General features: G+C 52.2%; 12 protein-coding genes. All 12 read left to right on the forward strand.

The window, feature by feature from the left end; genetic code table 11:
* The first annotated feature begins 20 nt into the window (after nucleotides 1-20).
* The 12 genes from KQI79_RS01810 (at nucleotide 21) to KQI79_RS01865 (ending at nucleotide 14,368) form a co-directional block, all read left to right on the forward strand.
* Nucleotides 21-1,991: a cbb3-type cytochrome c oxidase subunit I gene (locus KQI79_RS01810; protein ID WP_216536502.1), complete on the forward strand. Its 1,971-nt coding sequence runs from the start codon at nucleotides 21-23 to the stop codon at nucleotides 1,989-1,991.
* Nucleotides 1,991-2,605, forward strand: a complete 615-nt coding sequence (gene cyoC / locus KQI79_RS01815) for a cytochrome o ubiquinol oxidase subunit III (RefSeq protein WP_216536503.1) — start codon at nucleotides 1,991-1,993, stop codon at nucleotides 2,603-2,605. Before KQI79_RS01810 ends, cyoC begins: the two co-directional genes overlap by 1 nt.
* A gap of 1 nt (nucleotide 2,606) precedes the next feature.
* Nucleotides 2,607-2,951 (forward strand): cytochrome o ubiquinol oxidase subunit IV, encoded by a 345-nt coding sequence (gene cyoD, locus KQI79_RS01820; RefSeq protein ID WP_216536504.1) that lies wholly within the window; start codon nucleotides 2,607-2,609, stop codon nucleotides 2,949-2,951.
* 304 nt (nucleotides 2,952-3,255) lie between these two features.
* The gene (locus tag KQI79_RS01825) at nucleotides 3,256-4,164 is read left to right on the forward strand and encodes a carbohydrate ABC transporter permease (protein ID WP_216536505.1); all 909 of its coding nucleotides are present in this window, start codon (nucleotides 3,256-3,258) and stop codon (nucleotides 4,162-4,164) included.
* Nucleotides 4,165-4,188: 24 nt separating this feature from the next.
* Nucleotides 4,189-5,013, forward strand: coding sequence for a carbohydrate ABC transporter permease (locus KQI79_RS01830; RefSeq protein WP_216536506.1), 825 nt, complete (start codon nucleotides 4,189-4,191; stop codon nucleotides 5,011-5,013).
* 106 nt (nucleotides 5,014-5,119) lie between these two features.
* On the forward strand, nucleotides 5,120-6,496 hold the full coding sequence (locus KQI79_RS01835) for an ABC transporter substrate-binding protein (protein ID WP_216536507.1): 1,377 nt from the start codon (nucleotides 5,120-5,122) through the stop codon (nucleotides 6,494-6,496).
* A gap of 120 nt (nucleotides 6,497-6,616) precedes the next feature.
* Nucleotides 6,617-8,434 carry a cache domain-containing sensor histidine kinase gene (locus KQI79_RS01840; protein ID WP_216536508.1) on the forward strand — a complete coding sequence of 606 codons (1,818 nt, stop codon included), beginning with the start codon at nucleotides 6,617-6,619 and terminating at the stop codon, nucleotides 8,432-8,434.
* Nucleotides 8,409-10,010: a response regulator transcription factor gene (locus tag KQI79_RS01845; protein ID WP_216536509.1), complete on the forward strand. Its 1,602-nt coding sequence runs from the start codon at nucleotides 8,409-8,411 to the stop codon at nucleotides 10,008-10,010. The genes KQI79_RS01840 and KQI79_RS01845 overlap by 26 nt, the downstream gene beginning before the upstream one ends.
* Nucleotides 10,011-10,039: 29 nt before the next feature.
* Complete coding sequence (locus KQI79_RS01850; RefSeq protein WP_230192094.1) at nucleotides 10,040-11,932, forward strand: DUF2264 domain-containing protein; 1,893 nt, start codon at nucleotides 10,040-10,042, stop codon at nucleotides 11,930-11,932.
* A 26-nt stretch (nucleotides 11,933-11,958) separates the two neighbouring features.
* A complete protein-coding gene (locus tag KQI79_RS01855; protein WP_216536523.1) occupies nucleotides 11,959-13,080 on the forward strand; it encodes a glycoside hydrolase family 88 protein in 1,122 nt (373 codons plus the stop codon).
* Nucleotides 13,081-13,103: 23 nt separating this feature from the next.
* Nucleotides 13,104-13,271, forward strand: coding sequence for a hypothetical protein (locus KQI79_RS01860; RefSeq protein WP_216536510.1), 168 nt, complete (start codon nucleotides 13,104-13,106; stop codon nucleotides 13,269-13,271).
* A 50-nt stretch (nucleotides 13,272-13,321) separates the two neighbouring features.
* Nucleotides 13,322-14,368, forward strand: a complete 1,047-nt coding sequence (locus KQI79_RS01865) for a hypothetical protein (RefSeq protein WP_216536511.1) — start codon at nucleotides 13,322-13,324, stop codon at nucleotides 14,366-14,368.
* Nucleotides 14,369-14,508 lie beyond the last annotated feature (140 nt).

Consider the following 14,508-nt stretch of genomic DNA (forward strand, 5'->3'; position numbering starts at 1 on the left):
CAAACAGAAAGGTGGTTCCTATGCTCGATAATTTGAAAGAATTCGCATCCGAGTTTTTCGTTACCGGCGATCCGCTCATTCTCGGGGCGCAAGTATCGATTGCTCTATCGGTCGTCGCGATCGTATTCGTCTTGACCTATTTCAAAAAATGGCGCTGGTTATGGACGGAATGGCTGACGACCGTCGACCATAAAAAGATCGGCATTATGTATATTATCGCATCCATATTAATGTTATTCCGCGGCGGCGTCGACGCGCTGCTTATGCGAGCCCAACTCGCCGCGCCGCAGCTTGAATTTCTGAATGCGGAGCATTACAACCAAATCTTTACGACCCATGGCGTGATCATGATTCTTTTCATGGCGATGCCGCTCATGTTCGGCTTGTTCAACATTATCGTACCGCTGCAAATCGGGGCTCGTGACGTTGCGTTCCCGTTCTTGAACTCGCTTAGCTTCTGGCTGTTCTTCTGGGGCGCGATGCTGTTCAACGTATCGTTTGTCATCGGAGGCTCCCCGGACACCGGATGGCTGGCTTATCCGCCGCTGTCGGGATTGTCGGGCAGTCCGGGCGTCGGGCAGAACTTTTATTTATGGGGCATCCAAATATCCGGGATCGGCAGCTTGGCGACAGGCATTAACTTTATCGTGACGATATTGAAAATGCGCGCGCCCGGCATGACGTTAATGAAGATGCCTGTCTTTACGTGGTCGGTTCTGTCATCCAGCTTGACGATCATCTTGGCGTTCCCGATTTTGACCGTTACGCTCGCGTTATTGTTTCTGGACCGCTTTACCGGCGCGCATTTCTTTACGCTCGACGCCGGCGGGAATCCGATGATGTACGTCAACTTGATATGGATGTGGGGACATCCCGAAGTGTATATCGTCGTCCTGCCCGCGTTCGGTATTTTTTCCGAAGTGGTCGCGACGTTTTCCAAGAAGAAATTGTTCGGCTATAAATCGATGGTGTTCGCTTTGATGACGATTAGCGTTCTCTCGTTCTTTACATGGGTTCACCATTTCTTCACGATGGGATCGGGGGCGGACGTGAACGCGTTCTTCGCGGTTACGACGATGTTGATCGCCATCCCGACCGGGGTCAAAGTGTTCAACTGGCTGTTTACGATGTTCCGGGGCAAGATTACGTTCTCGACGCCGATGATGTGGGCCGTGGCGTTCATACCGTGCTTCGTCATCGGGGGGATGACCGGCGTTCTGCTGTCGGTCGCTCCGGCCGACTTCCAGTTCCATAACAGTTACTTCCTGATCGCGCATTTCCACCAGGTGCTGATCGGTGGCGTCGTCTTCGGATATTTCGCCGGATTGTATTATTGGTGGCCCAAAATGTTCGGCTTCAAGCTGAACGAACGGCTCGGCAAATGGGCGTTCTGGTTCTGGAACATCGGTTTCTACATTTGCTTCATGCCGCAATACGCGCTTGGCTTAATGGGCATGACGCGCCGTCTCAATACGTACGATTTCGATATGGGCTGGCAGCCGCTTAACGTCGTTTCGACGGTCGGCGCATTTTTGATGGGGATCGCGTTTATTTTCCAAGTATGGCAAATCGCCTACAGCATCAAAAATCATAAAAAAGAAAAAACGGGCGACAATTGGGACGGCCGTACGCTCGAATGGTCGATTCCTTCCCCGGCTCCGGCATATAATTTCGCCATCACGCCGACGGTGGAAAGCCAGGACGATTGGTGGGAGCAAAAGCAGAAGCGGGCGCAAGGCATTCCGCCGAAGCCCGAGCCGCCGCTCGAACCGATCCATATGCCGAAAAATTCCGGCATTCCGTTTATCAAGTCGATCTGCTGGTTTGTGGCCGGCTTCGGCTTCGTCTGGGGCTGGATGTGGATGGCGATTCCAGGACTGATCGGCGTCGCAATATGCATGCTGGCGCGCTCGTTCCAATACGATACGGACTACTACATTCCGGTCGACGAGATTAAGCGTACGGAAGCAGCGTTGAGGGGGGCAAATTAATGGCACATACGATTTCGCAACGTCACGGTGCCGAACATCATGAGCATGATCATCACGATCAAGAATCGTTGAAGACGTTCGGATTTTGGCTGTTTCTCATCACCGACGTGATTCTGTTCGCCGTATTGTTCGCCACTTACGTCGTCTTACGGAATAATACGAGCGGCGGTCCTACGGCGGCAGAATTGTTTCAAATGCCGATGATTATCGCCGAAACGTTCATCTTGCTGACAAGCAGCTTTACGAGCGGCCTTGCCGTTCTGGCGATGAACCGGGGGAGCAAGCAAGGCCTGATCGGGTGGCTGGCCGTTACCGCCGTGCTCGGGATCTCTTTCATTACGCTGGAAGTGACCGAGTTCGTGCACTTGGTCGGCGAAGGGGCAACCATCTCGACCAGCGCATTTCTATCCGCCTTCTATACATTGGTCGGAACGCACGGTTTGCACGTGTCGATCGGTCTGATCTGGATGATTGCGCTTATGATTCAGCTTCGGCGCCACGGCATTACGAATGTAACGAAGCGTAAAGTGAACGTCATCAGCTTGTATTGGCATTTTCTCGACGCGATCTGGATTTTCGTCTTCACGGTCGTATACTTGATGGGGGTGATGTAGGATGAGTAACCATAACGCACATGAGGCGCATTCGCAACAAACGCATGGCGAATCCCATGGCGGTTCCTTGAAGTCCTATGTGATCGGCTTCCTGCTGTCCATCATCCTGACCGTCATTCCGCTGGTCGTCGTGATGAACGGAATGCTGAACAAAACCGCGACGGCGGTCGTCATCCTGGCGATGGCGGCGCTGCAATTTATCGTCCAACTGTTCTTCTTCATGCATATTCGCGACGGGGAGAATAAGCGTTGGAACGTTATGGCGCTTATTCTCGGCCTCGTCATCGTCGTCACGATCCTGGCGGGATCGATCTGGATCATGACCTTCAACCAAGTGGCGCATTAATCGGAATAAGGGATCCTCTGTCCGCGTTGCGACATTAACGTTGCAAAGTCCTTTATTTTATAAGGTTTGGTACATTGACTTTGTCCTTGCTTGGGCGGTCGGCTATTTCGCTGAAAACTAGTTTAAAAAATTAACGCAAGGCTAGCGGCCTATTACCCGATTGACCGGATGAGAATTCGGCTCCATCGGGTTTTTTGCGTGCGCAAAAAGTAAAATTCGTTCCAAAATGCTCATTTCTATTTCTTATGCGGCGCGCTCGTTTTTTCTACAATGAGACATACAACGGGTATAGGAGGAACCAACCATGAATCGAAAAAACAGATTCGACCATTTGAGCATGGGGACGAGAGAGCAAATTGCGGGATATTTGTTTGTCGCTCCTTTAATGATCGGTCTCGTCGTGCTAACGCTGATTCCCGTCGTGTTCTCGCTGCTGCTCAGCTTTACGAACTGGAATTTCGTCGCGGGCTTCGACGCCATCAAATTCGCGGGCTTTGACAATTTCGTCAAATTGTTCAACGACTCCGCTTTCGTTCAAAGTTTGAAGAACAATCTTATTTTCATCTTTACGGTGCCGGTGACGATGATTCTCGCGCTCGTATTTGCGATACTGATCGACAAGTATGTGTATATCAAGGATACGTTCAAGGTGATTTACTTTTTGCCGTACATATCCAGCATCGTCGCCGTAGCGATGGTATGGCAAGTGCTGTTCCATCCTTCGCTGGGGCCGGTAAACCAGACGCTCGCAGCGCTCGGCGTCGACAACCCGCCCAAATGGCTCGCCGATATCGATTTCGCGCTGCCGTCGCTGATGATGATTCAAGTCTGGATTATGCTCGGCTACAATATCATCATTTACATTGCAGGCTTGCAGTCGATTCCGAAAGATTTGTACGAAGCGGCCGATATCGACGGCGCCAACGTATGGGTGAAATTCCGCAACATTACCGTGCCGTGCATATCGCCGACCACTTTCTTCTTGCTCGTGACGGGCATTATCGGCTCCTTCAAAATATTCGACCTCATCCAGGTGTTGACGAAAGGCGGTCCGGCGAATTCGACGACCGTCATCGTATACGAATTGTACGATACGGCGTTCGTCGAGCTGAAGACAGGCTACGCTTCTTCCATGGCGCTCATCTTGTTCCTTATATGCCTCATCATTACGGCCGCGCAATGGATTGCGCAGAAGAAGTGGGTCAACTACTAAACGGCAAGGGAGGAGGAAACTTCAATGAAAAAACTATCCATTTCGAAATTATGCTGGACGATCGTTATGGCACTGATCGGTATCTTATTCCTGCTTCCGTTCATATGGATGCTGTCGGCCTCATTCAAACAGGAAATCGACGTCTTTACGTTTCCGATCGAATGGATTCCCAAACAGTGGAATGCGATCGAAAACTATAAGCAAGTATGGTCGGGGGATTTCGTCAGGTATTACGGAAATTCCATCTATATAACGGTCGCCACGACCGTCATCAACGTGTTCGTGTGCGCGCTCGCGGCTTACGGGTTTTCCAAATTGCGGTTTCGCGGCAGAGATACGATGTTCCTGCTTGTACTTGCTCTATACATGGTTCCGCCGCAAGCGTCGCTCGTCCCGCAATTCCTGCTGCTGCGCTGGTTTCATTTATACGATACGCATCTTGGGCTCATATTGCTCAACAGCTTCAGCATTATCGGGGCGTTTATGCTGCGGCAGTTCTTTATGAGCGTCAGCAACGAGTATATCGAATCGGGGAAAATCGACGGAGCCGGCCATTTCCGTTCCTTTTTCCAAATCGCGCTGCCGCTGATTCGTCCCGCGCTGGCGACCTATGCGATTTTGCGCTTCATCTGGACATGGAACGATTATCAGAATCCGCTTATTTTTCTCAAGACGAAAGCGTTGTTTACGATCCAACTGGGAATTTCGCTATTCGGCGACGAATACGGCGACGTCTACTCGCTTATGATGGCCGGAACCGTATCGGCGATATTGCCGCTGCTTATTATTTTCGCAATCGGGCAAAAGCAAGTCATCGAAGGGATCTCGCTCGGCGGCGTAAAAGGATGAAGAAGTCAAAATCGTTTCGTATACGTCAAAATTGGCCACTTCGCTTCCGAATCAATCGTGATAGGATGGCATTGTAAGCACTTACTTATGAATTAGGAGGGTCTATATGAAAAAGATTTTATCGCTCGTACTTTGTTTATCTCTGGCGCTGTTCGTTGCCGCATGCGGCAGCGGAAGCCAATCGTCGCCGCAGGCGGAACAGAATGCATCCTCGAATTCCCCGGAGCCGTCCAAAGAGTCCGCGAATGAGCCGGAACAAGCCGAGCAAGTGACGCTCAAGCTCAGCACCTGGCAGCAGGACGGGAAGGCCCAATGGAGCAAGATTATTCCGGAATTTGAAAAGAAATATCCTAACATCAAAGTCGAGCTCGATTTGTTAAGCGAGAAAGGCGATTCGCTCGCGGCGATGCAGAAGCTGGATTTGATGGCCGCTTCCAACGATCAGCTCGACATTATCGAGTTCCCGTATACCAACTATTCGCAGCGCGCCGACATCGGATTGCTCGAGCCGCTCGACGGATATATTGAACAAGGCTACAACTACGATGAAGAATACCTTGTCGACACGCGCGTCAACGGTAAAATTTACGCGCTTCCGTCCTCCATGCAGCGCTGGTTCGTCATTATGAACAAAGAGGTGCTGGATCAAGAAGGCTTGCCCGTACCGACGGATTGGACCTGGAACGACTTTATGGACTATGCGAAAAAATTGACCAAAGGCGATGGAGCAAGCAAACGTTATGGCGCTTATTTGCATAACTGGCCGGATTATTTCCAATTGCAGCTGATGAGCAAATCCGCCGACAATACGTTTTTGAAGTCCGACGGAACGTCCAACGGGAAAGATCCGCTGCTCAAAACGAATCTGGAAATGATGAAGAAAATGATGTACGAGGACAAGAGCGTGAGCCCGTATGAGGACATCATCTCGCAAAAATTGCAATACCGGAACCAATATTTTAACGGAAATGCCGTCATGCTCCCGATGGGAGACTGGATGGTGGCCGAATCGGGCGGCACGGATGCGATTCCCGCCACATTCGTAACCGCATTCGCTCCGCTTCCGAAGCTGGAAAGCGAGAATGCGCATTATTCGCCGGTACAGCCGACGTATATGGGCGTTGCCGCCAAGTCGAAAAACAAGGAAGCCGCCTATCAGTTCGTCAGATGGTACACTTCCGAGGGCTTGGAAATCGGGGGAAGAGTGTTCTCCGGTTGGGCGAAATCGGATTCGGACAAATTAGTCGAAACGATCGTAGGAAATGCGAAGGACCCGTCCAAAATCGACGTGGAATCTTTGAAATATACGATGAAAAATACAATTCCGGGAAGCGCGCCCGTTCCTGCGACCTATGCCGAAGAAGTGAAAAATTCCGTCATTCCGGAAGCCGAACTGTTTCTCCTGAATAAAGAAAGCATTGATAAGACGATCGAAAAAATCGATCAAAAAATTGCGGAGATTGTTAAAAATAACGGAAAATAATCGGCCGTAAAGCGGTTGCCGCTTAATAGAAACGGATTTACAATTGAGGATACGGGGGAAACGAACGATATTCGTTCGTTTTCCCTGTCCTATTCCATTTAGATTCGAGGCCTGCATCCGGTGAAGATAAGACAACTCTCTTTGCGTCAACAATTGGTGTGGTCGGCATTAGTATGTTTCCTGGTCCCTCTTGGCGTCAATTATGTCGTAACGAATTATTTTACAAAAGATCTTATCTTGGAGAAGGCGGTTATCAGCGCGGAAGATTCGTTGAAAGCGGTGCAGTCCGATGTCGGCGGCATTATCGACCAGACGTTGGAATTGTCGAACATCGTGCTGACGAACAGCGGCATCCGCCAATTGCTGCTCTTTAGCCAGCATGACATGCAATCGGCGGAACAAAGGGAAGATTTCCTGGTGAATTACAGCCGATTGGTGCGTTTTCTGGACGATTTATTCGCGCAGAACGGCGATTTTTATGTCACGGTTTTGGGGAAAAACGGTTTAATCTATACGAATTATTCGCATATCGAGTTCAACCCGGTCACACTGTATGAACAACCGTGGTTCTCGGAGCTGGACCGTATCCCGGCCTTCTCCACCTATTGGACCGGTTTGCAGCATAATTATTTCTTGCCGGGCAATGCGTCTTCTTACCTGGTGACGATCGGGCGCCCGATCCGGACGACTTCAAGCAGCCCGGTCGGCTATGTCGTCGTCAGCGTAAACGAAAGGAAAATTCGTTCCATGCTGGCGAATACCCCGAATCAAGAAATGATGCTGTTGAACGAAGAAGGGGTCGTCATCTCCCATACCGATCCGGAGAAGATCGGAACGAGATTGGATTGGTGGAAGCGAAGCGGTGATTCGAGGACGATCGGTATTGACGGCGAAAATTATGTGTACGTCGAAAAGAAGCTGCACAACAACGAGAACTGGAGACTGGTGAACCTGATCCCATTGTCGTCGGCGCTTGCGAAAAACAAGCAAGTTTTGTTTATCAGCTTTACACTGCAATTTTTATTTTTTACGGTATTTTGCATTTTATTGACTTTGGTCATTTCCGCCATTACGAGGCCGATCGCCGAATTGAGCCGATTCGTGACGAATATCGGACGCGGGCAGCTTAACGAACGCTCCGGCATTCGCGGCCAGCATGAAGTCGGCCAACTCGGGCGGACGATCGATCATATGCTGGACCGAATCCAGTCGATGATCGAGCAAATTACGGTGGAGCAAGCCAAAAAGCGGAAAGCGGAGCTCGAAATGCTCCAGGCGCAAATCAACCCGCATTTCATGTTCAATCTTCTGAATTCGATCAGGTTGAACATTTTGATACAAGGGGATAAGGAAAACGCGGACTTGATCGGTTCGTTGTCTTCGCTGCTGCGAATGACGATCACCCGCGATAACGAATTCATTACGCTTCGGGAAGAAGTGGATACGGTATGCCATTATGTTCGTCTGATGAATTTCCGGCATGCGAACCAGGTCAGGCTTGATTTTCAAGGCGATGACGACACCGGGAATGCGTTGGTTCCGCGCTTTATGATACAGCCGCTCATTGAAAACGCCATCATTCACGGGTTCGAGCAATACGACGGACAAATCGCGATCGAGTCGGATAGCGGGAACGACGGTGCGCGGCAATGGTTGCGGATCGCGGTTCGCGACAATGGAATCGGAATGACGGAGGCAAGATTGAATGAGCTGCGGTCCAAATTGGACGGCTCGGCCGATCCGCGGGGACGCGCCCCGGCCGGTTTTTCGGGAATCGGGGTAACCAATGTGTTCCAGCGGTTGCGCTTAATCTACGGCGACCGGTTCCAAATGGAGATGAAGAGCGAGCCCAATGTGGGTACGGAAATTGCGTTGATATTTCCATTAGAGTATGGAAGGGTGGATGAGCATCATGTTGACGGCGATTCTAGTGGATGACGATTATCCGGTGGTACGGTATCTTTCGGAAACGGTCGCTTGGAAAGAACTCGGCATCGAACTCGTCGGCTGCTATTCGAACGGGCTCGAGGCGTGGGAAGGCGCGCAGCGGAGCTTGCCGGACATCGTTATTACCGATATCGGCATGCCCAAAATGAACGGATTGGAAATGTTGGAAAAGCTGGGCGCCGTTCACCCGCTGTTCCGCGCGGTGATATTATCATGCCACAACGAGTTCCATTATGCGCAGCAAGCGATGAAATTGAGAGTCAGCGATTATATTCTTAAAGAAAGTTTGGACGTCGGCCAACTGCAGCGTATTTTGCGGCATATTTCGACCGATCTCTGCAAGGAAAAGGATAAAATCGCGGAAATGCTGATGTATCAACGGAAGCAATCGATCAACCAATCGGCTTTGAAGGAACAGTTTCTGAAAGATACGTTGTATCAGCCGTCGTGGACGAAGGATAATTGGATCGAGCAAGCGCGGCTGAACGGCATATCGCTCGAGGCGAAGCATTACGTGCCGATGGTCGTGTCGGTCGACCGGGCGGCCGAAGCGGCGCGGCTGCGGAATATGAACGATTATACGATCGTTTTCGCGGTCGAGAATATTTTGCAGGAAATTATGGATTCGATGCATCGATGCGTCATCTTCCGGTACAGCAATCGGGATCTGGTCGTACTGTTATGCTGCGACGATCCCGCGAGAGAGGTTCAATTAGCTTATTATTCCACGCAAAAATGCATTGCGGCTTTTCAGAATTACTTGAAAATATCCGTTTCCTGCTTGATCGGGCAAGAGGCGCGCACGCCGGACGATATCCGCAGAACGCTTGCGCCGATGTTAAACGAAGCCTGGCATCGTTTCTATCTGGAAGAAGCGAAAGTTCATCGTTTCGAGAAACAGAAATACAGCGCGGAAGATATTTACGGGGAATATTCCCGTTTCTTCTCCGTCATCAACGACGCGATCGCGCTGAACCGGACGGACGAGTTGCAGAGCATTGTCGGCGGCTGGGCGGAATGGGTGAAATCCGAAAAATTCCATCCGGGCGACGTGAAAGAGTGGGTGCTGCAACTGCTGCTCGATTTGCAGATGAAGACGAAGGTTACGCTGCAATATCAGCCTTCCCTGTCGGAAGAGAAGCTTCATGACGCCGTAAACGGAATCCGATCGATCGATCATTTGCGAGAATGGCTGCTGCAATACGTATGCGATCTCTCGCGCAAATTGAGCATGCTTGCGGTCCGTTCGAAGCGTACGGAAGTGATCAAGGCGCAGCAATACGTCATTGCGCACGTAACCGAGAAAATTACGCTGGAAGATATGGCGGCTCACTTGAATTTGAACTCCAGCTATTTCAGCCGGTTGTTCAAACGGGAAACGAATCAAAATTTTATCGAATACGTCAATATGGTCAAACTGCAAAAGGCGAAGGAACTGCTGGAACTGTCGAATAAGACGGTGGAAGAAATTTCGGATTATTTGGGCTATGCCAATAAGAGCTACTTCATTAAACTGTTCAAGCGGGAAGTCGGCATGACGCCCAGCGAATATACGGCTTGGCACTAACAAAGACGGCGGATAGGAGTATGAACCGTATGCACAAAACAACTGAAATGCCGGATTGGCAATCGTTTCGCACGAAAGCCGACTTGCAGCAAGCGGCCGTTGCAACGTTCGAGCCTTTGCGGGCGCGATTTACCCCGGGCCGTGCCGGATTGGAGCTCGGGGCGACGGGAGCGATACATAATGAAGCGATCGCTTTGATGGAGGCGTTCGCCCGGCCGCTATGGGGGCTTGTGCCGCATGCCGCCGGAGGCGGGGACAGCGATCTGTGGCCGCTCTTCCTTCAAGGAATCGCGAACGGAACCGACCCGGAACATGAGGAGTATTGGGGCGATTTCGGCACGAAGGACCAGCGAATGGTCGAGCAGGCGGCGCTTGGCCTCGGGCTGGCGCTTGCGCCGCACCGGTTGTGGGAGCCGCTGAACGAACGGCAGCGAGACAATCTGTTCCGCTGGCTCAATCAAATCAACTTGGTCGATCGTTCGAATCCGAACAATTGGCTTATGTTCACCGTGCTCGTCAATATCGGATTGATGAAGGTCGGCCTGCCTTATAACCGGGCGATTATGAACGAGTATTTGGACACGATCGACTCCTATTATTTGGACGACGGTTGGTACGCGGACGGCAAGACCGATCAGCGCGATTATTACATTCCGTTCGCGATGCATTACTATACGCTGATCTATGCGAAGCTGATGGAAGGGGAAGATCCCGGGCGCGCCGCGCGTTATCGCGAACGGGCCAAGCGCTTTGCCGAGCAATTCGTCTATTGGTTTGCCGAAGACGGAAGCAGTCTGCCGTTCGGGCGGAGCCTGACGTACCGTTTCGCGCAGGCGTCGTTCTGGTCCGCGCTCGCGTACGCCGGCGTGGAAGTGTTTACGCCGGGCGTGCTGAAAGGAATTGTCATGCGCCATTTGCGCTGGTGGTTCCGCCAACCGATCTTTGCGCCGGACGGATTGCTCAGCATCGGGTATGCTTATCCGAACCTGATCATGGGAGAGAACTATAATGCGCCGGGCTCGCCTTATTGGGCTTACAAAACGTTCCTCGTGCTGGCCTTGCCGGACGACGATCCGTTTTGGCTGGCGGAGGAAGAGCCGCTGCCCGCGCTTGGAGCGGCATCCGCGCAGCCGCATGCGCGAATGATCGTTTGCCGTCCGGAAGGGGACCGGCATGTGACGGCGCTCGCATCCGGGCAAATGGCCAACTTCGATATGGCGCACAGCGCAGCGAAATACGCCAAGTTCGCGTATTCGACGCTGTTCGGCTTCAGTGTGCCGAAGGCGTACTACGGCTTGGTGCAGGGCGCCTACGATTCGACGCTGGCGCTCAGCGAATGCGACGACCATTACCGCGTGCGGCGGTTTTGCGAGGAGTTCGCGATCGCGGAGCGCTATGTCTATTCGCGCTGGCTGCCTTGGCGCGACGTCGAAGTGCGGACATGGCTCGTGCCTGCGGGCGTGTGGCATGTCCGCATTCACCGTATCGCGACCGGGCGGCCGCTTGACGCGGCCGAAGGCGGCTTTGCCGTGCGGCGTCCGGCCGATTTCGCGATCCGCGAAGAAGACGCGATTATGACCGTGCCATGCGGCATTGCCGCCATCTTGCCATGGGGCGTCAGCGGGATCGCGAACGTGGAGGGCCATGGGCAGGCCGAGATGATTTATCCGGACGCCAACACGAATGTGCTGCACCCGCGCACGATGATTCCTACGCTGACGACCCGGTTGGAGCCGGGGGAACATTGGCTCGTCTCCGCCGTGATTGGGGCGACGCATAGCGAGGAGAACGTGCGGCGATGGGCGCGGCCGCCTCGCGTCGAGCGCGCGGCGGGAGGATCCGCCATCGTCGTGCGGGACCCGGAGTCGGGCGAGATATGGTGCGAGGCGCCCGTTTCGCGATCGCGTACGGATGCGCAATAGAGCTCTGGAAGGGGATGGAAGAAGCGATGTGGCAACAAGCGATCGAACAAGCTTTGCATATACTGAAGAATAATATTGCCGGCCACCCGGGAAAGCTGCCGCATATTACGGAAGGGCAGCGCTACGAGTGGGGCGGCAACGACGATTGGATCGAGGGCTTCTATATCGGCATGATGTGGCTGGCTTACGAATACAGCGGGGACGCTTACTATAAAGAGGCGGCAGAGTCGTTCCTGCCGAACTTCAAGGACCGGTTGGATCGTCATGTGGAGCTGGATCACCACGATATCGGCTTCTTGTATTCGCTGTCGGCCGTCGCCCAGTGGCGGACGACCCGAAGCGAGGAAGCGCGCGCCGTGGCCCTGCAGGCGGCGGAGAAGCTGTGCGGGCGGTGGCGGCCGGGGATGGGCGCGATTCAGGCGTGGGGCGTCGAGGGCGATCCCGATAACGGGGGACGGATCATTATCGACTGTTTGCTGAACTTGCCGCTCCTGTTCTGGGCTTGCGAACAGACGGGCGACCGCAAATATTACGACATCGCCTATCGGCACGCCCGCAAGAGCCTGAAGTTTCTCGTGCGCGGCGACGGTTCCTCTTACCACACGTTTTATTTTGATCCGAGCACGGGCCATGCGCTTCGCGGCGGCACGCATCAAGGATACGAGGACGGATCGACGTGGACGCGCGGACAGGCATGGGGCATCTACGGCTTCGCGCTCGCCTATCGATATACGAAGGATGCCGCGTTTTTGGACGCATCCAAACGGCTTGCCCGCTATTTTATCGAAAGGCTGCCTGAGGACTACGTCGTATACTGGGATTTCGACGTTCCGCTCGAGCCCGGAACGCCGCGCGACAGCTCCGCTTCCGCGATCGCCGCATGCGGTCTGCTCGAACTGCTGGAATGGCTCGGCGACAGCGACCCCGATCGGGAATCGTTCGAGAAAGCGTTGCGGCAAAGCATGTATTCCTTGTCGACGAACTATGCGGAAGCAAGCCATTCCAAAGCGGAAGGGTTGTTGCGGCACGGGTCCTACCACGTCAGGGGCAACCGCGCGCCGGACGACTATATGATTTGGGGCGACTATTATTATTTGGAAGCGCTGGTGCGGATGCAAAAAGGAATAAGAGGATATTGGTACGAGTAATCGTATGCAAGGAAAACCTTCGGATGATCGAATCCGGAGGTTTTTTTGCGCAAATTGGGGGGGGATGTGAAGCCATGATGCGAGATAGATCAAATATAACGGCAGATTTCGGAGCTAAACATATAATCGGTAAAAATCGTCTGGCATCTGTCAAATTAGTTCATTACATCGTTATTTTCACCCTGCCATAATGTAGGTAATCTTTCATGAAAGGGCTTTCTTTTTAAGGAGGGGGGTTGCTGTGAAGCGGAAACAGTCAGTAAGAAGCATGGGCGTATTGTGGGTATGCTCCGCGTTGATCGTCGGAATTGCCATGATCGTTGTATGGGGAGGCTCGTCGCGGGCGGCGGAGGATGCCGTCGTATTGACCATTGACGATTATCCCGTTACCGTTTCCGAGTTTCAAGTTTTTTTGCAAAACAACAAGGCGCTGACTGCCGGCTATTTCAAACGAATGTATGATGCGGATTACAGCGACGATTTCTGGACTTCGACCTACGGCGGTGAAAATCCGTTGCATTATGCCAAGCGACAAACGATCGAAGACATCAAGAAACAGAAGGTCGAACAGATAGTTATGAAAGAACACGGCATCATCGAGGATTTGTCGTATCACGCATTTTTGAAAAAATTGGCGGAGGAAAACGGCGAGCGGCAACGGAAAATTCAAAACAACGAACCCGTCTACGGTCCCAAAACGTACGGCGTCAATGAATTTTATTCCTATACCCAAAGCATCAATTACCAACGATTAGTCGATACCTTGGTTCGACAAGAGCGGGCTTCTCTTTCCGATTCCGAGTTGAAGCCTTTGCACGAACAGGTGAAGCGGGATTATTTTCATAAAGGATTCGGGTTCGATTACGAGAAGATCGCGGCCGCAAACGGTACGGAGGCGATCGATACGTTGCAAGAACTGCGGAAATCGGCGTCTGCGGCACGGGGGAATATCGGACAAAATCAACTTCCAGCCACAGTTCGCATGGAAACATTGCATTTGGATTTGGAAGAAAGGTCCAAGGACGACGATATGGCCCGTTATCTTCACGATGCATTCACGACGATGCAGGCCGGCGAATTGACGGAGATCGTCCCAACAGATGAGGGCGCCGTAACGTACAGGCTTGTTGCCGTTCGGGACCAAGGATATGAAGCGTACGAGCAGGTGAAAGCTCCGTTAATTCAAATCTATGTCCAAAAGCGGCTCGAGCAAGAGATCGACCGGCGGATAAGAGACGCGGACGTGCAAATAAACGAGGAGGTGTTGGCGCAAATATCGCTTACTTAATCGCTGTCTATATATCAATTAAGTCCAGCGGTAAGATGTCAAGCCCCTGATTCATGAGAATTGGAAATTTACTTTAAGGAACAGGTCAATGAGTCAGGAAAAAAGACAACACCAAACTAAACCCAGTTCAAAAATCGAGT

This window comes from Paenibacillus sp. MSJ-34 (assembly GCF_018918005.1).
Classification (GTDB): domain Bacteria; phylum Bacillota; class Bacilli; order Paenibacillales; family Paenibacillaceae; genus MSJ-34.